The 24577-nt window shown below is 55.5% G+C and carries 19 protein-coding genes and 4 pseudogenes; 11 read left to right on the top strand and 12 right to left on the bottom strand.

Translation table 11 applies throughout. The features are described from left to right. Positions 1–245 precede the first annotated feature (245 nt). Positions 246–1196: a DUF535 family protein gene (locus tag ABC383_RS23315; protein WP_413017701.1), complete on the top strand. Its 951-nt coding sequence runs from the start codon at positions 246–248 to the stop codon at positions 1194–1196. 274 nt (positions 1197–1470) lie between these two features. On the opposite strand, the pseudogene ABC383_RS23310 reads toward ABC383_RS23315, so the two are convergent. The 3 genes and pseudogenes from ABC383_RS23310 to pepA (ABC383_RS23300) form a co-directional block, all read right to left on the bottom strand. Continuing rightward, positions 1471–2449, bottom strand: a pseudogene (locus ABC383_RS23310) (IS5 family transposase). 416 nt (positions 2450–2865) lie between these two features. Then, complete coding sequence (locus ABC383_RS23305) at positions 2866–3087, bottom strand: PEP-CTERM sorting domain-containing protein (RefSeq protein ID WP_413018467.1); 222 nt, start codon at positions 3085–3087, stop codon at positions 2866–2868. Further along, the gene (pepA, locus tag ABC383_RS23300; protein WP_413017699.1) at positions 3084–3689 is read right to left on the bottom strand and encodes a flocculation-associated PEP-CTERM protein PepA; all 606 of its coding nucleotides are present in this window, start codon (positions 3687–3689) and stop codon (positions 3084–3086) included. The genes ABC383_RS23305 and pepA (ABC383_RS23300) overlap by 4 nt, the downstream gene beginning before the upstream one ends. A 655-nt stretch (positions 3690–4344) precedes the next feature. On the opposite strand from pepA (ABC383_RS23300), the gene pepA (ABC383_RS23295) reads away from it, so the two are divergent. The 5 genes from pepA (ABC383_RS23295) (at position 4345) to ABC383_RS23275 (ending at position 10378) form a co-directional block, all read left to right on the top strand. Beyond that, on the top strand, positions 4345–5226 hold the full coding sequence (pepA, locus tag ABC383_RS23295; RefSeq protein ID WP_413017697.1) for a flocculation-associated PEP-CTERM protein PepA: 882 nt from the start codon (positions 4345–4347) through the stop codon (positions 5224–5226). Between the two features lie 275 nt (positions 5227–5501). Beyond that, positions 5502–5753: a hypothetical protein gene (locus ABC383_RS23290; protein ID WP_413017696.1), complete on the top strand. Its 252-nt coding sequence runs from the start codon at positions 5502–5504 to the stop codon at positions 5751–5753. A gap of 447 nt (positions 5754–6200) precedes the next feature. Continuing rightward, on the top strand, positions 6201–6908 hold the full coding sequence (locus ABC383_RS23285; RefSeq protein ID WP_413017694.1) for a hypothetical protein: 708 nt from the start codon (positions 6201–6203) through the stop codon (positions 6906–6908). After that, positions 6905–7642: a hypothetical protein gene (locus tag ABC383_RS23280; protein WP_413017692.1), complete on the top strand. Its 738-nt coding sequence runs from the start codon at positions 6905–6907 to the stop codon at positions 7640–7642. Before ABC383_RS23285 ends, ABC383_RS23280 begins: the two co-directional genes overlap by 4 nt. 273 nt (positions 7643–7915) lie before the next feature. Further along, the gene (locus ABC383_RS23275; RefSeq protein WP_413017691.1) at positions 7916–10378 is read left to right on the top strand and encodes a sensor domain-containing protein; all 2463 of its coding nucleotides are present in this window, start codon (positions 7916–7918) and stop codon (positions 10376–10378) included. Positions 10379–10519: 141 nt separating this feature from the next. Here the strand turns inward: ABC383_RS23275 and ABC383_RS23270 are convergent, their stop codons facing one another. From ABC383_RS23270 to ABC383_RS23255, 4 genes are all read right to left on the bottom strand, one after another. Beyond that, complete coding sequence (locus ABC383_RS23270) at positions 10520–10993, bottom strand: hypothetical protein (protein ID WP_413017689.1); 474 nt, start codon at positions 10991–10993, stop codon at positions 10520–10522. Next, on the bottom strand, positions 10993–11634 hold the full coding sequence (locus tag ABC383_RS23265) for a C39 family peptidase (protein ID WP_413017688.1): 642 nt from the start codon (positions 11632–11634) through the stop codon (positions 10993–10995). The genes ABC383_RS23270 and ABC383_RS23265 overlap by 1 nt, the downstream gene beginning before the upstream one ends. Before the next feature lie 42 nt (positions 11635–11676). After that, on the bottom strand, positions 11677–12015 hold the full coding sequence (locus tag ABC383_RS23260) for a hypothetical protein (RefSeq protein WP_413017686.1): 339 nt from the start codon (positions 12013–12015) through the stop codon (positions 11677–11679). An 89-nt stretch (positions 12016–12104) separates the two neighbouring features. Next, positions 12105–13505, bottom strand: coding sequence for a hypothetical protein (locus ABC383_RS23255; protein ID WP_413017684.1), 1401 nt, complete (start codon positions 13503–13505; stop codon positions 12105–12107). Between the two features lie 635 nt (positions 13506–14140). On the opposite strand from ABC383_RS23255, the gene ABC383_RS23250 reads away from it, so the two are divergent. Together ABC383_RS23250 and ABC383_RS23245 are read left to right on the top strand one after the other, a co-directional pair. After that, positions 14141–15511, top strand: a complete 1371-nt coding sequence (locus ABC383_RS23250) for an acetate kinase (protein ID WP_413018466.1) — start codon at positions 14141–14143, stop codon at positions 15509–15511. Positions 15512–15515: 4 nt separating this feature from the next. Further along, positions 15516–16850: a sigma-54 dependent transcriptional regulator gene (locus ABC383_RS23245; RefSeq protein ID WP_413017682.1), complete on the top strand. Its 1335-nt coding sequence runs from the start codon at positions 15516–15518 to the stop codon at positions 16848–16850. Positions 16851–16914: 64 nt separating this feature from the next. Here ABC383_RS23245 and ABC383_RS23240 read toward each other — a convergent pair. The 5 genes and pseudogenes from ABC383_RS23240 to ABC383_RS23220 form a co-directional block, all read right to left on the bottom strand. Further along, positions 16915–17069, bottom strand: a pseudogene (locus tag ABC383_RS23240) (IS30 family transposase); the annotation flags it as partial. Positions 17070–17383: 314 nt separating this feature from the next. Next, the gene (locus ABC383_RS23235; protein ID WP_413017680.1) at positions 17384–17899 is read right to left on the bottom strand and encodes a transposase; all 516 of its coding nucleotides are present in this window, start codon (positions 17897–17899) and stop codon (positions 17384–17386) included. A 171-nt stretch (positions 17900–18070) separates the two neighbouring features. Then, positions 18071–18247, bottom strand: coding sequence for a hypothetical protein (locus tag ABC383_RS23230; protein ID WP_413017678.1), 177 nt, complete (start codon positions 18245–18247; stop codon positions 18071–18073). Positions 18248–18602: 355 nt separating this feature from the next. Next, a pseudogene (locus tag ABC383_RS23225) lies at positions 18603–19932 on the bottom strand (IS4 family transposase). Positions 19933–20497: 565 nt separating this feature from the next. Beyond that, positions 20498–20986: pseudogene (locus tag ABC383_RS23220) on the bottom strand (IS701 family transposase); the annotation flags it as partial. A gap of 66 nt (positions 20987–21052) precedes the next feature. On the opposite strand from ABC383_RS23220, the gene ABC383_RS23215 reads away from it, so the two are divergent. The 3 genes from ABC383_RS23215 to ABC383_RS23205 all read left to right on the top strand — a co-directional run bounded on the left by ABC383_RS23215 (position 21053) and on the right by ABC383_RS23205 (position 23699). Beyond that, positions 21053–21241: a transposase gene (locus tag ABC383_RS23215; protein ID WP_413017676.1), complete on the top strand. Its 189-nt coding sequence runs from the start codon at positions 21053–21055 to the stop codon at positions 21239–21241. Between the two features lie 316 nt (positions 21242–21557). Next, positions 21558–23090 carry an IS110 family transposase gene (locus ABC383_RS23210; protein ID WP_413017674.1) on the top strand — a complete coding sequence of 511 codons (1533 nt, stop codon included), beginning with the start codon at positions 21558–21560 and terminating at the stop codon, positions 23088–23090. Between the two features lie 12 nt (positions 23091–23102). Beyond that, positions 23103–23699, top strand: coding sequence for a hypothetical protein (locus ABC383_RS23205; RefSeq protein ID WP_413017672.1), 597 nt, complete (start codon positions 23103–23105; stop codon positions 23697–23699). Positions 23700–24577: the final 878 nt, after the last annotated feature.

Genomic DNA, 24577 nt, shown 5'->3' with positions numbered 1-24577 from the left:
ATCGCGCCGCAAGTCAGCCAAGAGCAAGAACGCGTGAGTAGCCCATCTGCTTTATTAAAGCCCGCCAGGAGCAGGTTTTTTTGCGTCAAGTATCGAAGAAAGGCACAAGACACGTATTCTTTGATGTTCAGCAGTATGTATTTGGCATTTCCCAAGTTAAGTGATGCTTTCGTTCAGCTAAGCCCATTGTGGCATGCCGGATCTTACAAAGAGAAATCCGGCTGACTTTTCATCAAAGAATACTTATGCCTACAACTATATGGATCATCCGCCGCCTACTCTCAGACATACTTGCCCATCGCCGAAAAGCAAGCCTGAAATCGTTAATCGCGCGCTTCGTGCGTAGCCTGCGAGTGCTGGCTTACCTGCCGGAACATAAGAAATTCCTGCAACTTGATGTCGTCCGTCTTCATCTAGCAGACAAATGGAATATCGATCTTTTTCACCACTTGAGCCAGCGCTCTTATCTATGCGAGGATCTGCCGGTAAGGACTCGGATCGCCTATTGGTTTGCGCATTACCGGCTAGAAGACCGCACTTTCATCCCGCGGTATAAAACCACCCTTTACCGGAAAGGTGGTTTCTTGCTATGGGAGCGAGAGGTGGCGGGCAAGCGCTTTGCGATCACATTGACGCTGTCACCGAGATGGGCGCCGGAAGGGGAACTCAGCATTTGCTTACTGATGAACGGAAAAACGTTGCATTGTTTAAGCTTCAACTGGATTGACGGCACTTTCGCTGGCCTCGGACAACCCATTGTCCCACTTGTTGCCCGCAACCAAGGTGCCTCCTCCCACGTTCAGGATGCGCTGGCAGCATTCAACCAAGCGTTTCCTAACAACTCCCCCAGTTTTTTTTGTTTCGCCGCTATGCAGGGAATTGCCGAAGCGGTCCACAGTAACTATGTGGTCGCGATAAAAGGTGATGCCAACATTTGCTATGAAAACAAGGGCAAAGCCAGTAATTTCACCAATGCCTACGACAAATTCTGGAAGAGCCTGGGCGGTGTAGAGGTCGCAAATGGGAAATATTTGATTTCTTTGCCGTTCTATACGAAGCCACTTGAAGAGATTTCCGCAAAACATCGAAAGCGAGCATCCATACGTCGGTCATTCTGGAAAGATATCAGCAGCTCGTCTTGTAAAACTATCCAGCCATATACGTTCCATAAATGCAACACATTAATTGCAGCATAAAAAGCAAATTAAGGTTGCGTCGGCTTTGCAGCATCGCGGCGCAAGTCTGAGAAGAAGTAAAGGGACTACAGTCTGATTCACGCGAGCTTCTCCAACCGACAGTTAAGACACCATATGCTCCCATACGCGAAAAGACTTTGGGAGGCGCTAAACTATTAGCGCGTTTTAAGGCGCGCGCGACGGGTATGTGTTTGATGGGAAATGGGCCGCGCAGAGGGCCTACTTTCGCCGGCGCGATAGGCTTTTTATTGCTACATTCGCAGGTTTCCCTTGCTCAGGACCCACCTTGGGCATGGATCGCTATCAAGCGTTTCTTGGCTAGCATCAGGTTCGCCATGCCAAACAGCGTTAGCAGTTGAGCCGTGTTCTTCGCCAGGCCGCGATAGCGGGTCTTGCGGTGCCTAAACAGATTCTTTACCACATGCAACGGATGCTCGACCTTGGCGCGTATGCTCGCTTTGGCGTGCTCAATCTTCTCCAGTAATTCGCCCAACGGCATGTCCGGTAAAACGCGCCGCTTACCCGGCTTCATGGCGACGTGCCAAGTCACAGTACTGGCCAGGTTCTTTTCCCGCCTGGTCAAGCCGGTATAGACTGCATCGCCAAAAGCGTGCGTCTCTTCTCCATGCAGCAGCGCATGAGCCTGCGTCACATCATTGACATTGGCTGCGGTAGTCACAACGGTATGGACGAGAAGCGGCATCCACGCCAATACGCGTTCTCATGCCGAAATGCCACTCATTTCCCTTTTTTGTCTGGTGCATGTCCGGGTCGCGTTCTCCAGCCTTGTTCTTCGTCGAAGGCGGCGCAGCAATGATCGTGGCGTCCACGATAGTGCCTTCCTTGAGCAGCAGTCCCTTCGCGGCCAGGTGGCCGTTGATGGTGTCAAACACCACCTTGGTCAGATGGTGCGTTTCCAGCAGACGACGAAACTTTAACAATGTGGTCGTATCGGGCGCGGTATCGACACTCAGATCGATGCCAATGAAACGGCGAATGGCCTGGCTGTCGTCGACCGCACCTTCCATGCCTTCATCCCACAAGCCAAAGCATTGCTGGACGATATACATGCGAAGCATGCGCACTAAACCAATCGGCGGTCGTCCGCGGCCTTCGCCCTTCGGATAGCAAGGTTCCAGTACCGTGACCAGATCGGTCCATGGGGTAAGGGTCTCGATCTCCGCAAGAATCCGGTCACGTCGCGTTACCTTCTTTTTGGCTGCATATTCCAGTTCAGAAAAGCTCGACTGCATCGTTCTGCCCCAAAATGACTCACGTAGCATTCTGGCAGAACGTCAGCAGTCAACTTAAGCCAGAATAAATCAGCGTCTCTTAGGCCTTCCCTGTCCCAAGAATTGAGAAACCACGTAACTATTGTTTTAGTTTAAATTTTTAGCATGCAAAACTATTATTCGCTGACAGTCACAAATGCATTTCCATCAATAAACTAACACCAAACACATTTTCATGTCATTCGAAATTGAAAATTATTACTTCCAAGGCACGACAACAATATAGATTGTGATATATCAAGGGCTTTAATGGAATGGACGCATCCTTCCTGAGACGGTATTGAAGTGCCAAAGTGGATGTGCAGGAAGTCCACAATCAGAAATGATGCGTCCATTCCATTAGAGCCAGCTACAAACCGTAGCGGACTAAACCGTTTTTACGCTTGCTTAAGGCGACAGCTCAGGCCCAGACCCATCAGGCCCAGACCGATCAGTGCAACGCTGGCCGGCTCAGGCACCGCATTGTTGAACACGACGTCCAGAGAGCCGTTGATCGTCTGTGTCCCGGTTGGCGAGAAGTTGTTCAGCTGACCGGACTGGAACGACACGTTGTATAACGGATTCGGTGCGGTGAAGTACTGGCTGCCCGAGGCGTTCAGTGCGAAAGTCGAGGTGGCGCCGAAGCTGCCGCAATTGATGCCATTGCCGCAGGTAGCAGGTTCGGGGCCAGCGTACCCTGGCCAATGGTTGGGGTGCCGGTGGCGATCTGCAGATCGTCGCCCGCATTGCCCGTGGTCCAAGCCGTGGCGCCGGTTCCCGGTGCGCCAAACGTGGTGTTGGAGTTCGGATCGAGGAACAGGCGCTGGCTGCTGCTGGCGCTCGGCGTGAAGTTGAACGTGGTCACGCCGTCGGATTGGGTGAAGGTGCCGGATGCTTGGTACAGCGCATAGAGGCCGTATTGAGCACCGGTGCCGCCAGTGGAACTGAGGTTCGAGGCAACCGGGGTAGTACCATCGTTCGAAACGAACTGACCTGCATTCCACACCAGGGATGCCTGGAAGGTATTCCCCAAGAAGGTAATGACCTCGACATAATTACCCGTGATCTTGTCTGCAGTGATACCAGTGAGCGTGCCGCCGGCAATCGTTGCATTTACTCGGAAATCCGGAAAGGTCGCTTGTGCCATTGCGCCGGAGTTGAAGACGCCCAATGCTGTGGTGATGGCTGCTGCTGCCAAAGTCTTGCTCATCATTTTTTTCATTCTGTTTCTTCATAGACATTGAGTATATTCAACTTTCAGTGCCTCCCCTGATTGGATTAGCCCCTAAATCTTTATTTCCAAAATTCAAAATTTTATTGTTATAGCCCGACAAGTTTCCTATTGCATTAATCATGCCTGGACAATAAAAACACTTTTATTCAGATGCTTATGAGATATTCAAGTAAAGAATGTTATACGAATGTAAATCCAACCGATATTTCTTTTATGAATTGTTGATTATAAGAAAATATGCGAATTTAGTTTAAAGCGTACATCATTAGTAGTTCCCAGATGAAAGATGATTTCCTTATGTAATTCCGGTTGACGTGTCACTGTGCTAAGGCAGCATTGTCTATGCGACGCGATCTCTATTCATAGACAGCCATTCCAAGTATGGCTTGAAACCTCTCTTTGTTAGAAAGATTTTAATGATATGCAAGTTTGATTCGTTGAAACGGTCATATTTAATTTTTGAAATGTTATTAATGTGAATAATTAATCCAATTCAAGAAAAAACTGTCGAATATTTTTACACACCCGATTTTTCCCTTTAATAAATCCTTTTCTAATCACTGATTTAACCGATAAGAGGAACATAGGCCCAATTTATGCATTTATTTTCGCAGGGGGTATTTGTTAAATTGGAGAAACGGACATGAATAATTTATCGAGGAAAACTGTACTCACGCGTGCATTGGTCAGTGTTTTTGCGCTAGCAACTTCTAGTGCAATTGCCCAATCTTTCCCGGACTTCACAGTCAGTGAAGCGCCCGTTCCGGGCGCTACTGGTAGCACCGTGAACGCGGATAAGATCACCGGCAATTACACTGAGGTCGTGACCTTTAACGGCAGCCCAAGCAGCGGCACTTTCGATGTATCGCTGAGGTGGAATGCTGGGCAATTTGTCGCCAATAATGGAAGTACGCCGGTTGCGTCACAGCTGGGTGGCGTTACCGCCAATCAATATGGTCTGTATGCTCTATATCGTGGAAGCGGCACCTATACTACTGCTAGTTCACTAACGACCTTTATCTACAACCCGACGGGGAATCTGAGCATATTTCTGGATCCTGCTTCGAATACCACATTTATCCAACCGGGAACGGGCACTACACCTTTCGTAACAGGCAACAACAGTGATGATATTGCGCTTGCAAACGGCATAACGACTACCGGTCAGGGGCAGCTTGATCCGACCTTGCCTACCTGTCCGGGTGCAGGTGGCAGCGGCAGTGGCAGTGGGATTAACTGCGGCAATTTTGGCGTGAACACGACGTTTAACTTGAGCGCTGCTGGGACCCAATATTTTACTGCCCCGGTCCCGTTCTATAACGTTTCCTTCCAGTCGGCTCAGTTGAACAACGGGGTTGCGCCGAATGGCACGCAAGTCATTAACGGCTCATTGGACGTCACATTTGTTGGCGGCAGTTCGGTGCCACCAGGACCCGGCCCCTCCCCAGTCCCCGAGCCAGCGAGTATTGCGCTGATGGCGCTGGGTCTCCTCGGTCTGGGGCTGAGCCGTCGTCGCAATGGTTGAGAAGCCGAGATTGCCGAAGCAAGGCTGCGCTGTCGGAAGCAGCTTTGCTGGCATCGAAACATGGGGGCACCAACGCGAAATAACTGACCGACTCAGCAAAACTTGGCTCATCTGGCTACGGTGTCCATTCTTTGAATATATAAGTCCTTTTAGCTCCGCGTATTGTTCCCTTCGCTAAATTGGCAACAATGCGATATTGCGAGAACGATCAATCACCATCAAGCCAATGCCGGCTATATTTAAATACGAAACGACCTACTGTGAATGCGGAATCTATGGAACATTACCGTTATAAAAATAATAGTGTAGAAATCTTTCCTGCCAAAATAGGAGATAAGTGGACGGCCGCATTTATGGTCAATGGAAAGGCCAGAAATCCGATCAAAGATGCAGGCTTTGATACAAAGGAATTGGCCTCGGAAGCAGCGAAAGCAGAGGCCGAAACCCTCATTGATCAACATGGCGGAGTAATCCGTTGCCATTCAGAGTTTGAGGCACAAAAGGCGCCGCCCAGCATTTTCCTTTAGAAATGAAATTAGCCCGCATAGCGACAACGGCGAGTTTCGCAGTTCCAGAGAGCCTAGCTAGAAAGGAACTCCCCACACTTTGTACAATTGTGTCCAATGGAGCCAGCGGTTTTCAGGTAGTACGCAAATTCTCAGCCACTTTAGGCTAGCGACGCGGCAGCAATACAAAGCCTTGTTTGGCTCGTGTATGTTTAACCACCAAAAGGCCGAACCTATGCTTGGCAGCCTGGCTTGCCGCATTGTCGCCAGCATATCTTTGGTTGACTAAGGTGACCTCGACGGTATCGCCGGTTACCTGCTGAACGGCTTGGGCTAATTGCTCCACTTAAGCCCGGGCTTATTCACCGGCGGCAGTTACATGCAATGGAGAGCAGTCAAAACCGGAGGCCACCGTTCAGTCAAATTTGGCAGTACACTATTGTCTTAAGAACAATAACGGAGACAGTCATGCGGATGGTCATCGAGGCGCAACTTGAAGACAATGCTGGCCGTAGTGTACAGATCCGATTGGCTGAATTTGGACGCGCCGATGGTGAACTGAAGCAGTTGGGGTTGAGCCTGGCCGAAGGCAAAAATCTGGTGCACGAGGCTCAGCGCGTTTTGATCAACGCCCAAGCGCACGGTTTCTTGGTTGCTTCCAAATACTGCCCACAGTGCGGTGCAGCCTTGTCCATCAAAGCCAAGCATACGATCCGATATCTAACGGTTTTCGGTAAGGTGGCCATCGACAGCCCTCAGCTGCGTGTCTACAAATGCAGTCGGGACATGAGCAGCAAGTCACTTAGCCCGCTTGGAGCCGAGCTAGCCGGACGCCTCAGCCCGGAACTGGAATACCTTCAGGTCAAGTGGGCAGCGCACCTGCCGTATGCGGTCGCTACGGCGCTCTTGAAAAAGACTTTGCCGGTCGATCAGGCGATCTCCGTCTCTGGGCACAAGAACTGCTTATGGGCGGTTGGTCAAGAACTGGACCACGCCACCGAAAGTGCCATTCGCGGTGAACGTGCCTACCCGCCCGCAAACAGCAAGGTCAAGATTATCGCCCTGGCAGTAAATCGGCATGGTTACGTCATCGACCGTCACAACAGGAACAGGACGAAGCCAAATTGGCGCAGTATTTCCCCTCAAAGCGAGTTCCGTCCACTGGACGTCACGTGAACATCATCGCCGGCCGGGCTGTCCTCGCCGACGGCAGTTGCAAAGTGTATGGCTACGTTAATCGGGAGGTCACGTCGGCCGCGACACGCCTTGACCATTTTCTCTCGGAGCAAGGCGCTGCGCCGGACCAAAAGATCACCATCGTCTCCGACGGCGCAGGCGAATTCGAAAAAGCGGTCGACGAGTCCCAAAGGCCGTTGATCTGGATTTTAGATTGGTTTCATATCGCGATGAAATTTCGCGTAATCGAACAATCGGCGCAAAAGTTTCCTGATCTGGCGGTACCTAACGAGCACTCACTACCAGACGAAATCGCATCCGCAAAATGGTTGACGTGGCATGGAAGGGGTTTTGAAGCTGTCGAAAGACTGAAAAGCCTTCATGACATGATTGGTCTCGCCCCGGAAGACGCGGCGTACAGGGCGCTTTGGTGGAATCTGCGAGGGACGTATTGGTACCTCCAATCCAATGCCCATTACTTGGTCAACTATGGATGGCGTTATCGGCGCGGCATGCCGATCAGTAGCAGCATCGCGGAATCGGCGGTGAATGAATTGGTTAGTTTGCGTTGTGCGAAGAAGCGGCAGATGCGTTGGACGAATAAGGGGGTACACCTTCTTGTGCAGGTTCCGGTAGCGGTGCTGAACGGCGAGCTGAAAATGCGCGACATGCCTGATCAACGGCGACCCCTCACAGAGGAAAAGAATCACAATCACTGCCAATGCGTAGCTTAGCGATGCCTTTGGTTTTCACTGCTTTCCTCTACGCCAACCAAAAAGTCGCGGGCTGATGCCCATACTTCAGACTGGCCAGACACAACATTTGAAATTACCTGAAAAAAGTTTCTCAAATAAGTAATGAAATAATTCTAAAAAAATATTATCTTAGTTGCACATTTTATAACTATGTTCGAGAACGCTGATCTGGTCAGGTGTTAGTGTGATCATCAGTTCTTTTACTTATCAAGATATCCAGCTGACTGGTACAACATGGGAGTAGTGGGCAAAATGGCTATAGACAAGGCAAATTTTGTATTGGCTCCGGCAGAACTGCTCGATTTGATTTTCCGAAAGACATTAGATGCATTCATCGTCAGTGATTCCAAAAACATCGTCCTTGTCTGGAGCCCTTATGCGGAAACCCTATTTGGTTGGTCGGCCGAGGAAGCAATCGGCCACCCACTCACTGCGCTGATCATTCCGCCTGAGCATCACACCGCCCACGAGGAAGGTGTCAAGCGATTCCTGGAAACCGGCATCCTGAAGAATATAAACAGACGAGTGGAAGTTTTCGGCATGCATAAAGATGGCAATTTATTGCCGTTGGAGATGACCGTTATCCCGGTTCAGCTGGGTAATGAGACTTTATTCACATCGTCCATCCGCGACAACAGCGAACGCTATCAGCATGAGCAAATGCTGCGACAGCAGGCCGCACTATTACATTTGTCCCGTGATGCAATCATCGTAATCAATATGCATGACGAGATTGAATTTTGGAGCAGCGGTGCTACCGCGATGTTTCATTATTCGGAGCAGGAAGCGATAGGGTGCATTTATTACGATCTACTGGGAGTAACTTGTTCACCCGACAGAAAAGCTGTCAAAGTTTTACTTGAAGCCAGTGAGCACTGGGAAGCCGAAGTGACTTGCCAAGCCCGAAATGGATCGACGTTGTCCATATTGAGCCGCTATACACTAGAGCGTGATCGCAACGGAACGCCTTTCCGCATCCTAATTTCAAATACCGATATCAGCGCGCGGAAGGCAATCAAGGTTCAGGAAATGCTGCTCGTCGAAAGTGAACGGCGGTTCCAGCTACTGTTTGAACACCATCCAGATGGAGTGATCCATTTCAACACGGATGGTCGTCTTACGTCGGTCAATCAGGCATTCGTTCAGATGTCTGGCTATAGCGCCGACGATATGTTATCCGAGCAAAGGCCTTCCCTTATTGCGCCGGAGTATATGGATTTAGTCAATGCAGGGGTAGCTGCAGCAATACGGGGCACACCTCAGACAGTTGAAACCGTTTTCCTGAGGAAAAACGGGAGTAGGGTAGATATTAGCGCGACGCTCATCCCCAATGTGGCAAACGGTCAAATAATCGGGGTGCATGCACTCATACAGGACAATTCTGTGCACAGGAACCATGAGCGCCAGATCCATCACATGGCTACGCATGATTCATTGACTGGCCTTCCCAACCGCTATTATCTTGAAGATCGGTTGAGCCATGCGATTGAACACGCCAAACGCACTTCCGCTATCGTAGCAGTGCTCTTCCTTGACTTGAACCGCTTTAAAATCATCAACGACAGCTTAGGGCATGACAAGGGGGACACGCTGCTCGGCGTTGTAGCCGAACGTCTCAAGGGTGCGGTTCGCGAAGTCGATACCGTTGCCCGTATTGGCGGGGATGAATTTGTCATCGTGCTGGAAAACATTCATGACCGTAGCCACATCAAGAATGTGGCTTACCATATTCTGGAATCGATTGCGAAGCCCGTCACCGTGTTTGGGCATACGCTGCTGGTTACGACGAGCATTGGTAGCAGTGTCTATCCTGATGGGGGCGACGACCCAGCCGCCTTAATCCGGCAAGCTGATCTCGCGATGTATGAGGCAAAGGCTGTCGGACAAGGCGTCTATAAAGAATATCACTCAGACATGGGTACCAAGGCAGCGAACCGATTGCTTCAGGAAAACGCGTTGCGCCGTGCACTGCAGGAAGACCAATTGGTGTTGCATTACCAGCCGCGTATCAGTTTGACGACTGGGATGATCTCGTGCGTAGAAGTGCTCGTCCGGTGGAATCACCCGTACGAAGGCTTGGTTTTACCGAGCCAATTTATATCGATGGCCGAAGATATGGGCCTCATCGATACCCTCGGCACATGGGTTATTCAGAAAGCATGCAGCCAGCTTTCGAATTGGCACCGCTCCGGGTTTGCCGAGATGGCTATGTCGGTCAATATCTCGGTACGACAGCTTCACTCTGATGTTCTTTATGAGACGCTAACCAATGCGTTGGCCAACACCGGGCTTGACGCCGCTACTTTAGAACTTGAGATCACGGAAACAGCATTCATGCAAGACGTTGGAAAAGCGCGGGATATCCTAAAGAAAATCAATGGTTTGGGAATAAAACTATCGGTGGATGACTTTGGTACTGGGTACTCGTCCCTCAGCCAGCTCAGGACCTTCCCGGTCGATACGCTAAAAATTGATCAATCGTTTGTCGAGAACTTGCCAGACGATGAAGACAGCGCCACGATTGTGACCGCAACAATTGCCATGGCAAGAAAACTCGGGCTATCGGTGGTTGCTGAGGGAGTAACATCTATTGAACAACTGAGGTTTCTAAAAGACAATTTTTGTGACGAGGCGCAAGGTTACCTGATTGCGCACCCGAGTCAGGCGAACGAATTTGAGTTATTCATGCAATCCTACCAGCGCTTGTCAACGTAATTGTCGCGTGACCTGAAACTGCTTTCAAGACGACGACGACTGACTGCGTTCCGGCTTGAGTCAAACTTCATGCGCCAATGATTAGGACTTGCCGTATTTCCTAGTCCAGCGCGCAGCCATATCCTTCTGGCTGCCCAGGCTCTAGCGCACGCTGTTGCCCAGCGCGTCTCGCAATGACGTAAGGGTGTTAAGCGTCTTCATCATACTGAGTGCATTGGTGCTGGCATTGATGATAGTCTGGCTCTGGATGTTTTGGTTGCTCAGCGTGTTCTGAATCACGGTGCCCGGCGTCGCAAGGTCGCTGCTCGTCAACGCAGCCGCGTTGCCCGGACCATTCTGCACTAGGTTGATCGCCGCTTCCTGCCGGCTGACCAGGGCTGCCTGTTCCGGCGTGACTCGCGCCAGGTCGCCGACGTTGAACGTCGTGCTGGTCACCAGAGAACCATTGATATACACCGCCCGTTCGATGCCGAACGAGACCATCAGGCCGTTGCCGAAGTCAAAGCCCCCGCGCATAGACGCCAAGGTGCTGTCGTTGACCGCGGTCCAGAGCGGCCCGTCGGCGTCGGCACGGCCTGCGGCCAGGCATAGGCAGAGGGTGAGGATGGCGCGCATCAGAAGTCGCCCGGGCCAAACTTCGGCAGCGTGATGTTAGACAGGCTGTCGCGCCCGATACTGCCGGCCAGCGGCGCCAGCGGTGCGGCGCTCCAGTCGGACCCCTGGTTGAACCGGGCTTGCTCGATGCGGTTGTGGACCACGAACAGCAGCTTGTTTCTCCAGGCGGCGTCGAACCGCTCCCGCGGCATGACCCGGGTGCCGCTGGCCGGATCGCCTAGCAGGATGCGGTCGCCACGCAAGCCCTTGATCACCACGAAATGGTTGTAGCCGTTCTCGCTGATCAGCACGATGGCCGGAATACCGGCTTCGGCCAGCTTCTCCAGAGGCTGGTGAAAACCGTCGGCGCGAAATCCGCGTGCCTCCAGGAAGTTCTTCATGTCGAGCAGCGAAAAGCCTTCTTTCCGGATTTTCTGCTGGTCGCCGCGCGCATACATGTCCTCGAAGATCGTTCGCTCGTTGGCAGGGTAATCGTAATGATGGGTCAGGAGGGTTGCCAGCGCCGCCGAGCCGCAACTGAAGTCGTATTGTTGCAGCATGGTCGACGCGCGCCGCACTTCCTTGATGCTCTTGACCGGCACTGAATAATGGACGCCGCCCAGCGCAGGCAGATCGGCGCCATGCGCGAACCCGCCCAGCAAGACCGCTCCACATAGCAGCATGCAATGCCTCATGATCCGGCCTCAGTTCAATTGCAGGTTGATGATGGTGGCATTCTGTATCAGCACATTGGCGCCCGAATTCTGTATGACGACCGGAATGCCGCTCATATTGGCGAACGAGCTGGCGCTGATGCTGTTGGCTCCGGTGACGACGTTGGTTGCCGAGTTTTCAGCGGTGGTGCCGGCCAGCCGCAGCTCGCTGCTGGCCAACTCGCTGCCTCCGCGATAGTCCGCGAGGCTGTCGCTGGCCAATGCCGGGCCGAAGCTGGCAAGGGCGGGAGCTGCATCCTGCGCCAGCACTTTGCCGGGCAAGGACGTAATGACGCATAGCGCCAGCATGAGTACGGCTAGATGTCGCATGGTGTCTCCTTGTTATCCTGTTCCAGGCAACGCTGGCCGCCACCGGCCGCAAGCCCTTACAGGCTCGCAACCGGCAGTGGCCAGGTCGATCAGCGTCCGACGCTCAGGTTGGCCTGGACGTTGACGCTTTGCTGGATCAGGCTGGACAGGCCGCTGTTTTGGCTCGCCACCATGATGCCGGCGGCCGACTGGCCGACACTGGACATGGCATTCGACATGTTGAAAGTACCGGCGTTGACGTTGCTGGTGCCACCGGCGCCGCCGACGCCGCCATTACCCACGCCGCCGGTGCCGCCCTGCGCGGTCTGGGTGCCAGCCGTGCCGCCAGCCCCTCCAGTGCTGCCGCTGCCGCCAGCACCGCCGCTGCCGCCATTGCCGGCAGTAGCGCCGCCATTGGTCGCGCTGCCATTGGTCGACTGGCCGCCCGCTGCGCCGTTGCCGGCGGTGTTGGTCGCCGCGCCGCTGCCGCCGCCATTGCCGCCGGCCGCGCCTGCTGCCCCATTGCCCGCCGTGCTGGCTGCGCTGCCGCTCGCGGCGCCGTTGCCGCCAGCGCCAGAAGTGGCTGCGCCGCCTGCTCCGGCCGACGCGCCGTTGCCGCCGCTGCCGGTCGTGGTAGAGCCGCCGGTGCCGGCGTTGGTGCCGGAGGTCCCACTGCCGCCTGCGCCGCCAGCACCCGAAAGGCCGCCAGCGCCGCCATTGCCGCCGCCTGGCGTATTGCTGGCGGCAATCGCACCGCCGTTGCCTGCACCGCCAGCCGCGCCTGCACCGCCCGCGCCGCCCCCGCCACCGTTAGCCGCGCCGCTGGCGCCGCCGCCGCCGCCTGCGCCGCTGGTAACCAGACCGCCCGCGCCACCGCCGCCGCCCGCACCACCCGCGCCGCCCGCGCCACCGGCGCCGCTCGCTGCGTTGGACGCGGTGCCGCCCGCGCCGCCAGCGCCGGCCGTGCTGCCGCCGTTGGTCGCGCTGCCATTGGTGGCCGAACCGCCGACCGCGCCGACCGCGCCGTTGCCGGCAGTAGCTGTAGCACCGTTACCGCCGGTGCCGGAAGCGGTGCCGCCGGCGCCGTTACCGCCAGTGCCCACACCGCCGACCGCGCCGTTGGCGGGTCCATTATTGGTGGCGATATTGCCGATGTTGCTGATCGTATTGCCTGTGACCGTGCCGGTCAAACTGCTGGTCGCAGTCGCAGTCGCCACGTTGAACGCGTTGGTGAAGGTGGACGTTGCACCGTTGTTGGCGGCGACAGTGCGGGCTGCGCTGGCCGTGGCCGCGCCCGAGGCCTGGTTGGTGCGGCTGTCCAGGGTGGCAGTCGAATTTTCATTCGCCTGCGGGCTGGCGCCGCCGCTTTGCGTGGACGTTGCCGTCGCGGTCTGGCTTCCGGTGGTTCCCGACGTGGTGCCATTGGTGCCGGTATTCACCGGGTTGGCATAAGCCTGGGTAGTGAATCCAAAGGCAAGTGCAATGGCAGTTGCCATCAAAGACTTTTTCATACGTTCTCCATTCTTTTTTGTTCAGGGCAAATTCGCGTCTCGTTGGCAATTAACCAACAAAAGACCCCTATTGCAAAAACAGTGCCACTGCGTCCTGAAACGTTTGCGGCGCCCACTTTTTAATGTCTCGTGTACGGCGCACTGCGAGGGCATGCGGTCGCCCCAGGGCAAGCCGGCTGGGGAAAAGCCTTCACGGCGTTAAGAAGTGTCACAGCTTTCTGACACTACCGCTGCGTTTCCGGTGAACGTACGGGTGCTGAGGGCATGGCAGGCCAGCACCATTTACATAGGCGCACGAGGTGGATGTAATGTTAACGTGACATTGTTGACCAAGCTGCGCGGCAATTTGGCGACGGCTTTACGTTACAGGACCTTTCGATCATTCTCGTGAATCAGGATAAGGAACACTTAACGGCCGGTGTAAAGCTGTCACAGCAATGTGACAGGATTTCCTGAACGTAAAAATTAAGCATTACGAGCTTAAAACTGGCAGAACCTTCCGAGAGCTAACTTCTAAATTATCTTTAAGCTATCGCAATAAACAAGTGCGGCGTCTGGCCCCGGGCGAGCGCAGCCAGAAAATTCTGTTATATTTTCGACACTGTAAAAGAAAAATTAAAAACAACAAGAAGCCGATGCGCCAAGAAAATCGTGCACCATGGAGGTTTCGGGTGAAAGAAAAAAAAGGATGGGTCGCGCAGGCGGCTGCTTGCGCAATACTCGCGTTCTCAACAGAAAGTGCATTCGCTCAGCAGGCAGCCGGCAAATCGTTCAAGCCCCCAGAACTGGACAGGTTACGGCGACAGGTCGAGCAGCAGGGCCGGGAACTCGAGCGGTTGAAGCGCGCGCTGGCCGAACAAGAGGCGCGCAATGGCGACGTGCGACAGGCTTTAGGACTAGGAACGGGACCGGGTTATCTTGCTAATTCCCGGGGCGCAGGTAACGGCGTGGCGGCAGAGACGCCGGAGGCAGTCGTACCGTCTGCTTCCAGCGAAGTTGTACAGGCCGACGCGCCGCGCCAGGTGCAAGTAGGGACCGCACCCGCTACCGAAACCCGTACCATCGCGCCGCTTTTCGAGCAGCCGGGCATTCTGACGCCGCGCGGCAAGATGGTGCTCGAGCCATCGCTGCAGTACGGCTATTCATCAAACAACCGGGTCGCGCTGGTCGGATACACGGTCATTCCCGCGCTGCTGATCGGTTTGGTCGACGTGCGCGAAGTCAAGCGCCATACGTTTACCGGCGCGCTGACCGGGCGTTTCGGCGTAAGCAACCGGTTCGAGATCGAAGCCAGGCTACCCTATGTGTACCGCTCGGACTCGGCGATCAGCCGCGAGATCTTCACCGGCACGGCCAGCGAGTCGGCGTTCGACACCAGCGGCAAGGGCATGGGCGACGTCGAAGTGACGGGCCGCTACCAACTCAATGAAGGCGGCGCCACGCGACCCTACATGATAGGTTCGCTGCGCTTCAAGAGCCGCACCGGCAAGGATCCGTTCGAGGTCGTGACCGACTGCGTGACCCGCTGCGTCGGCAATACCAGCGGCAGCGGCCTGCCGATCGACCTGCCTACCGGTTCAGGTTTCTATTCGCTGCAACCTGGTCTGACCTGGCTGTTCCCGTCAGACCCGGCCGTTTTCTTTGGTAGTTTCAGCTATACGCACAACTTCAAGCGCACCGACATCAGCCGGCGCGTGCTGAATGGCGAGTCCGAATTCATTGGTACCGTCGAACCGGGCGCCATCCTTGGCATGAACTTCGGCATGGGGCTGGCGCTGAATGACAAGTCCTCGTTCAGCCTCGGTTTCGACCTCAATTCGGTCGGCCGGACCAGGCAGAATGGCGTGACCGTGCCAGGCTCGGTTCGCACCAACCTGGCGACAATGCTGCTTGGGTATGCCTACCGTTATAACGACAAGACGTCGTTCAGCGTATCAGTCGGCGCCGGCCTCACCCGCGACACGCCGGACCTGACCCTGACCTTGCGCATGCCGATGTCGCTCTGATCCGATGCGCAAACTTAATCTCATCGCGCTGGACGAACAGCCCGATCCGATCGCGGCGTACCTGGGCGTCGCCGGCTGGGACGTGCACGTGGCGACCAGCCTATCGGCGGCGCAGCAGTTGAAGCGCATGCCGCAGCCGAGGGCGCTGGTTTGCCTGCTGCTGATGCGGCATGCGCCGCTGGCCCAGTTAGCCGAAATCGAAGCCTGCATGCGCCACTGGCGGCAGGCCGAGTGGATAGCCATATGCGGTGCGGGCGTGATGCAGACGGCGCCGCTGCGTGACCTGCTGGTTAATTACCTGTTCGACTACCATACCTTGCCGGTCGATCCTGACCATCTTGTCCGCACCGCCGGCCATGCCTACGGCCGGGCGCTGCTGCGGGCCGAGCAGGCCGACGGCACCATGGTCAGCGACAGTCTGGGCATGGTCGGGACGAGCGCTGCCATCGGGCAGCTTCGCGTACACATCCGCAAAGTGGCGGCCACCAGCGCGCCCGTGCTGATTGGCGGCGAAAGCGGCAGCGGCAAGGAGCTGGCGGCGCAGGCCATTCACCGTGTTTCCGTGCGCGCCGGCGGTCCTTTCATCGCCGTGAACTGCGGCGCCATTTCGCCTTCGCTGGCGCACTCAGAACTGTTCGGCCACGAACGCGGCTCCTTTACCGGCGCGGTCGGCGAGCGGTGCGGGCTGATCGAGGCAGCTCACGGCGGCACCATCTTTCTGGACGAAATCGGCGACCTAAACCTCGACCTGCAAACCAACTTGCTGCGCTTCCTGCAGGAAAAGACCATCAGCCGGCTAGGCTCGGCGCGCAGCCTGCGGGTTGATGCGCGGGTTGTGGCGGCGTCCCATGTCAACCTTGAAGAAGCGGTTGCAGCCGGGCGCTTCCGGGAAGATCTGTTCTACCGGCTCAACGTACTGGCAGTGACAGTGCCGCCGCTGCGCGAGCGCAATGGCGATATCACCATGTTGGCCGAGCATTTCTTCCGGCAGTGCACCGGCGACACTGCCAGGCGTCTGGACGGCTTCAGCCAGCAGGCGCTAGCGGCGATGATGGCGCATGACTGGCCGGGTAATGTACGCGAGCTATTCAACCGGGTGCAGAGAGCGGTGGTCATGACGGACCGGCGGCTGATCGCTGCGACGGACCTCGGGCTGGCGAGGGAGCCGGCGCATATCCAGATCAGGTTGGACAATGCGCGCACCCAGGCTGAACGGGAAGCCATTCACCTTAGTCTGCAGCGGGTTGGGCGCAATGTTTCAAAGGCGGCGCGGGAGCTTGGGGTGTCGCGAATGACGCTATACCGGCTGATGGAGAAGCACGGGATTGCTCTAGATTGAAATAATCTCGGTTGGAATAGGGCGGATTCAACCGGTCGTCGCAACACTAGACTATTGAACAAATTTAGGTACTCGACAGGGCTTCGATCGGTGTCTTCCAGCCAAGCGTTTTCCGAGCCTGGAATGTAGTGCATTGGCAATGGCCTAGAACTCTCGCGCGCTCCAATGAGGCAGGGCTGTACCCTCTGGAAAGTACTGCCGCAGAAGGCCGTTCGTATTCTAGTTCGTACCGCACTACCGTCGAAGAGAGCAAGGCACCTCGAATAACACGTGATTTCGCCTCTATCAGCGAGCCAAGTGTTTGGATGTGCCGAGCAGCGCGCGGGCGCGTCGTTTCCCAAGCTCGTTATCAGGTGGTGATTCTCCTTATCGTCGGTCCGGACTCGTATTTGCTTGCCGTGCTCACCTAGAGCTTGCGCACCAGCTTGTAGCCTTGTCGGCGTTGGCCAACACCTTGAAGCCAAAGTAAGACTTGCCGTGTTTCTTCGTCCCGCGCATCCATATCTTTCTGGCGCCGCTTGACCGGCTTCCAGTCAGCCGGCATCATCGCGCCTTCGCTGACGATGGCTTTCTCTTCCTTGCTCAGCGACTGCCTGGGCGCCTGCACGATGCTCGCGTCGATCATCTAGCCACCGCGCACAATCGTGCCGTGGCCGGGCCAACTGACGATTGACGGCATCGAACACGCGTTCGCTGGCGTCAGCCTGGATCGGGCGCTCCTTGAAGGTCCAGATCGTCGTCCGGTCCGGGATCTGGCTGCTGGCACGTAACCCGACGAAGCGCTGGAAACTCAAACGGTCGAGCAGTTGGAATTCCATTTTCTCATCGCTCAGGTTGAATAGCTGCTGGATCAAGAGCATCCGCACCACCAGTTCGGTTGGGAAAGGCGGACGGCCGCCGCGCTCGCGGCTGGGGCGCGGCGCCGCAAGGTCGAGCTCCGCCGCACGGGCGGCGAAGTCGACATGCAGCTCCATCACCTGCAGCGCATCACCAAGCTGGTTCAGCTTGGCTTCGCGCTCATGATTGGCAAACAGACTGGTCTTGATCATGAAAATTTACGTCAAGTTCGAAGCGCCCACATCTTGCCAGACTCGCACAGGTTTTCGTGGCGCCCGATAGTTTTCAGACAGTACATAGATTTCCAATCTTAGGCGACGTGCAAGATCTGTGCATGGGCGCGTCCGCCATGATTATCGGCTCAAGGCAACTTTACAAAAAGATTATTTCGTGCCTTTCGGCCGGCATTCACGCTTGGGCATATCGGCAATAATGCGCTCGATCGCGTCACGCATCGGGCCGGTCGTGTTGCGTCGCGCTTCCTCTTGACCGAAGAGTCGTACCATTTCTCTTGCGATGAAATTGCGCGATGCTAGTTTTTTCAATAGCGGGTCGGGCATGCCATCCTTTCCAGTTTGTCCTTGTAAGCGGTTTCCGCCCAAGCCATACTCCGAGCCCAGAGCAGGCTCTAGTACCGTAATTATCTCTTACTTGTCCCGGTCCCTGATTTCTGGCTTGGACGGGATATACGTATTGACAATGGATAACTAGTCGCTGAATTTCGGGAGGGCGTCCAGGGATGTCTCTGTATTAATAGGCTACCGTGTAGTTTTGCACCACCTGCTTCGCCCACACCGGCACCTATCCGTGTCAGAAGTGGGAGGACGGCATGATTACTGCCAATTCCGCACGCTGGTGAGCTGCTCCCACCTTTTAGGCTCAAGGGCCAGCTAAAGTCATCTCGTTATACATAAGTTACGCATCTTCCATTCGAAGAGCCTGAATTGTGAAGGCGGCATCCACAGTGCGTTGAAGTCCGATCCAAAGGGTTTTGGCATCCGGTTCGACATCGCTTTTGCGACCAAGAAAGCCGGCTAACGATGCAATCATACGGATCTTTTGGTTAAGGGTAGGCGGGCTCGTGGGGCCTGCTTTCTTCGCCAGCAAATAGGCGCAGGGATCTCATCGGCATGGAAGAACAGCGATGCTTCCAAGTCCGGACAGGTCCTGTCCAAGCGCAGGATCCGGGCGATGCGCCACGCCACGATCATGTACAGCACCAGAGCCTGTTCCACCCGATACATCTGCGACAACTGCAGGGCTTCGACCTTGCAGCCGGTTTTCAGCACGTTCAAAATTAATTCTATTTCCCAGCGGGCACGGTAACAATCGATGCGCTCGATCATGGCATCTCAGCCTCGTGCTTGGCGGTTCGTCACCAGCCGCCACACCACCGGCTTGAGCCCCGCCGGCGCCCCAATCTGCCGCGCCACGACGCACGTCACCTCAAGCTGTCGCTTGCCCGGCAACGCCAGGCGGGTTGCCTTTAGCTCCTGCCTGTCTTCACAGACCTTCTGCCCGGCACGCCTCGGCAGAACCAAAGCAATCTCGCCGAGCACTTCGCCAGCCTCCATATTGTCCCAGAGCTTGCCTTCCTCTGCCAGGTCGCGGTTATGCTGGGCACGGATCAACCAGTCGGGAGGATAACCGCGCGTATCGGCCTGCTCCATCAGTGTGGCGATATCGCCTTCCCGATCCGTCACATAGACTAGACGGGTATCGGGCAACGTTGCTGCCTATTCGGCCACGCGTTCATAGCTCTCGATCCAACGGGGACTTTCCCTGATGCCGCCGTGATGTCCATTCTCATCCAGCGGTTCGCGGGCCCACATCCACGCATCCAGTAACCCTAATGGTTCCCGGTCCAGGGTGACGGCGTAAGTCGGATGCAGGTACATGCCGCGCTGCGCTTCAAAGATCAACGGCCCCAAGCCTTCCATGTCCTGGCCGTTAAAGTCGCGTTCGGTCGTGTCAGCAATTCACAGCACTACGGCATGCTGCTTCATGCGCTCGGCCGTACGCGCCCAATGCGGCTGCATTATGCGGTCCACTCGACTTCATCATTACCAAGAAATCGATAGGCTGCCTTGGTCTCTGCCCAGCCGTCGCCTGCACCAGGGATGCTCTCGCTGGGCTTTGCCGCTAACCGCTTCAGCAACTCCTTTGCACGCCGGTCTCGCCTTCGATCACCCAGGTCTAGCGCCTCCAACTCCTCGTCCACGCATACCCCTGACTGATTGTTCATAGACTTGCCAAATGCATAAAGTAAATGCGCATTCGCTGAGGTTTACAACTCCGCAATACAAAGGGCCATCAATTCCTTCGATGCTGTGCGATGTCAGCAGACCAGACTTGTGTATAACGAGATGGACTGTACGGGGGTTAAGATCATCCGCAAGAAGTAAGGCGACTACATCGAGTTGGCGCACACCGGCATTCAACCAGATCGCCTATGAGCTTTTTTTTGCCGACTAACAGACTGTATTAAGCGGCTGCAGCTGTAGCGTCTTTGTGGGATAGCGTAGCTATATCAAAACCGTAATAATATCAAAAGACCAGTTTGACAAAAAATTGCGTGGCAAAAGGTGGTGTTTATCATGAACGATTTTGATACGGTAATCCAAAGCAAAGAATGCTTTCCAGTTGGCACGGTCATAAGACATGATAATGTCGATTTTCAGGTAATCGAATGCATAGCACATCCTCACGGGGGATTTGCTGCCGGATGCCAAGTGCTGACGACAAATTCTATTCCTCAGAAAAGTCATTTGATTTTGCTCGACCCGACTACCACTACTCTGCCATGTTACTCACGTTGAATTAGACGTATTGTGGCGCTGCATTGAGGACACCGAAGGCAAATGACAGGGCGTAGCTTGGCGAGAATGGCGCGGCGTACTGCCGGCAGTGATGGCTGAGGTGGCGGACCCGGTGCATTGGCTTCTGGTTTTTTCCCCCGCTTGTAAATTACTGGCCAAGCGTCGATGCTGCAGAGAGGTAAATGCCATCATCGTCAGTAGCGCATGATGGTGAAGCCCCAGCCAGGATCGTCCTTCGTAATGGTCCAGGCCAAGTTCATCCTTGAGCTGCTGATGCGCCTGCTCGCATGCCAAGTGGGCCTTGATCGCGCGTACCAGCGTTCTGCGCGGCGTGTTAGGCGGGTGGTTGGTGAAGTAATATTTGCGCTCGCCGCTGGAGCGTGCTTCGCACACCAGGCATGCGGCCTGGCCAGGAAGATGCTGCCAATGCGAAGCTAGTACACCATCTGCAACGCATACGCGCACAGCAGCAAAGCGCGCTAGGCATGAGGTAGCCTGAATTTTGTGGACACTCCCGTTTGATAAACTGCATCAATGGGAGGACGCATGACGAGAACAGATGTGAGGACTTATGCGCCCGAGTTTCGAGCCGAAGCGGTCAAGGTCGTACTGGAACAGGGACTATCCCTGGAAGCAGCGGTGCAACGGCTGTCGGTGCCCAAGGGAACGCTGGCAAACTGGGTCAAGGATGCCAGCGTTCCCTTGGGCACCGACAACGGCATCTCTTCTTGGTAGCCGCAGCGTGGCCGAGCTGGAAGACGAGATTGCCAAATTGCGCCGTGAGTTAGCGGTCGAGCGCATGGAGAAGGAGGAGCTAAAAAACCGCCCCACGCGCCTTGCCGCCGCCCTGATGAGTAGAAACACTAGGCGAGTACACTAGACGCACGCATGGACCGTGGCCGAAAGCTTCTTGGCGGTGGCAACCCCGTCAAAAAACCTGGCCCAGGGGAAGTTGCGGACTCAGCTGTGGTGGCGTCTTCGGACGACCCCGTTTAGGAAATTGATTTAAACCGCTCTCCCGTCCTGCGGCTATTGACGCAGGAGGTGGACCATGTCCCGAGAGCGAACCCAATCCAAGCCTGCCGGGCTGCCGATCATTCATCCCTTTGCCGCTGGCATCGACATTGGCGCGCGATTCCGATTCCATGTCGCAGCGGTGAGTCCCGACTTGTGCGATGAACCCGTCCAGACTTTCCAAGCGTTCGCCAGCGATTTGCAGCGCATGGCAGATTGGCTGGTAGCGACCGGCACCAAGACCGTGGTCATGGAGTCGACCGGGGTGTATTGGGTCGCAGCCTACGAAGTGCTAGAGGCGCGTGGCCTAGAGGTCATTCTTGTCAATGCTCGGGAAGCCTGTGCGGTGCCAGGCAGGAAGAGCGATGTCAACGATGCGCAATGGCTGCAGCGGCTTCACGCCTGCGGGCTGCTGCGAGCCAGCTTCCGGCCCGGCCGCGCGATTGCCGAATTGCGAGCCTACCTGCGGGCACGCAAAAAGCATACTGATTATGCCGCTGCCCACATCCAGCACATGCAGAAGGCACTGACTTTTATGAATCTTCAACTGCAGCTCAACGCTCATGTTAGAGCGGCTTCCATGGCTGGAACCATCGTTCGTCCAATCCCGTCTGACCTGCACCCCATCGTCACAGGCAATTACCGCATCGCGACACCAGCAATCCAGGCATTTTACGAACTCATCACCCGGTGCCTGCGCTATCGTACGACCGGTGCGCTCATCTATGGTCCTTCCCGGATCGGCAAAACGCGGGCCATCGAGTATCTGCGGCTGCTGCTGGCCGAGACCCATCCCAAGATTACGACGTACCATGTGCAAGCCAAGCGCAAGCCACGGCATGCAGAAGGCCCGTTTCTTACAAATCTGCTGAAGGCAGTGGGCTATGCTGAACCGGATAAGGGCGGCAACACAAGCAAGCGAATGCACCTGATCGGCAAAATCAAGGAAGCATGCGCGCGGAACGGAAGCGGCACAGTCATCCTGTTTTGCGATGAAGCACAGCGCTATGACGCCGACGAATATGAGTGGCTCCGTGATCTGCATGATCATCTCGACCGCCTCCAGATCAGGTTGTTCACGTTCCTGGTTGGACAGCAGGATTTGTATGCTATCAAGATAAATTTGCAGCACGCAGGCAAGACTCAGATCGTGGCACGTCTGATGGTCGACGAACTTGCTTTCTTCGAAATTCGAAATGCGCGGGACGTCGCTACTTGCCTGGCAGGTTACGGGCAGACGAGCTTCCCGCGTGGGACCGAATGGACCTTTACTCGGTTTTATCTACCCCAGGTAGCAGAAGCAGGTCACCGGCTTACGGATGACGCACAAGTGCTGTGGGATGCCTTCGTGGCGATCCACAACAAGACCGGTCTTGGCGGTATGTTGGAGATTCCCATGGAGTCCTTCACGCACGCAGTGGAGATTGTGCTAAAGGAAAGCGAGATGCACGATGCCGCGGGCTACCGACCAACCAGCGAGATGTGGGCACAGGCGGTTCGAAGCTTCGGTTATGTCCAGGCGCGCGTGGCAACAGGCCGCATCATGAGCGCGGCGCCACACGCGGTGTAAGGGACGAGTCAGATGACGACTTTGCCGATCATGCTGTTTGACGAACACCAGCTGGCGCCGTCCTTCGGCTATTTGTTCAATCCCAAATGGGTGAGCCCGCACGAATCCCTTGTTTCCATGCTGTGGAAGTTTGGTCGGGCGAACGCGTTGCCAGGCCATGTGCTGATCATCCAGATCGCCAGGGAGACCATTGATCCGTATGAAGGTATCAGCGCCGGTTCCTCTGAGGTGAACCTGCATAAGGTCCAACGCATGCTCGGTGTCCCGTTGCACATAGTGCGCGCCTCGCTGATTCCAGAACCGCTGCAAAGGACAGGCAGTCCATGGTTCCGGTATTGCAGATCATGCCTGGCTGGTGGCTACCACAGCATCGTCCATCAGTTGAAGAGGGTAGGGCGCTGCCCGGTTCATGGCGGTGTGCTGGAGATGGCCTGTCATCATTGTGGCGGCAGGGCGCCGTACCGTCTCAACGCGTATCTGCGGGACGCACCGCACCGGTGCGGCAACGGCGGCGCATGCTACATCTCGCTGCTGCCTTCGCAGTCGCTGTGGCGGTCACTAGACCAGAAGGCGCGCACGGCGATGACGCGCACGCGGCTGAACTGCTGACCCTCCAGGAAGGGACCTAGACTCTGGTACGCGCCCGATTCCGGGGTAGAGACCGGCAAATTAGCGAGGTCGTGCGGTGACACATTTACCTTTCTTCGCCGCGCGGTGACACATTTACCTGCCAAAACACGCAAGTCATTGAAAACATTGAAGGAGTTGCCGCGCTGTTCCGGCTTGGCCGCGAAGTGACACAATTACCCTCGCAATGGTTACACTTTTATCTTCCAGTACGCCAGAGGTTGCGGAGAACAACTGGCATAGGGTTCTGGACCAGATACCCTGGCCGGCGGGTACCGGCCAGGTCGGCAGGCCTGCAGAACTCGACGGAGGCGGGCGCCGCAATGTTTATCTTGATGCCGCCAGCGTGGCGCGCGCCGTGAAGCTGGGCAAGGGTAATCTCAGCGAAGGGATCAGGATTGCGCTGAGCCGCGTTTAGACGGTTATCTATAGTTAAGCTGAGAAGATGCGTCGGCCTGCTTTCGAGAGCGTGAGTCAAGTCTAAACTGCCGAATGCCACTGACCGTTAGCCAGGCGTTCACCCAACGAAGGGCATTTGCTTTCTCTTCCGCGCCAACGCATTTATTCATCCGATTTACTGCAAGGTTCATCCTGAGTAACGCATATATCTTCCGTTGATAAACATCACGCAGTGCATTCATTTTCCTTGCTCTCCATCAATTATTTAAAATCGTTTTCATAGGAGTCTGGCAATCATAGCGAGTTTACAAAGAATGCATGGGAAATATTTGCTGGCGGTGACAAGCGGAAAGAAAGACATATTTATATCGGGATGGACGGCCTAAGATATAAATGAAAATAAATATCGTTTGCACTTCCTTTTAAACGTTTTGAGCATTTGTTGACCAGCGGGCTTCCTA

The sequence above is a fragment of the Noviherbaspirillum phoenicis genome, from assembly GCF_047237965.1.
Classification (GTDB): Bacteria; Pseudomonadota; Gammaproteobacteria; order Burkholderiales; family Burkholderiaceae_D; genus Noviherbaspirillum_A.
Note: the sequence above shows the minus strand (reverse complement) of the source record. Positions and strands in the feature narration are given on the sequence as shown.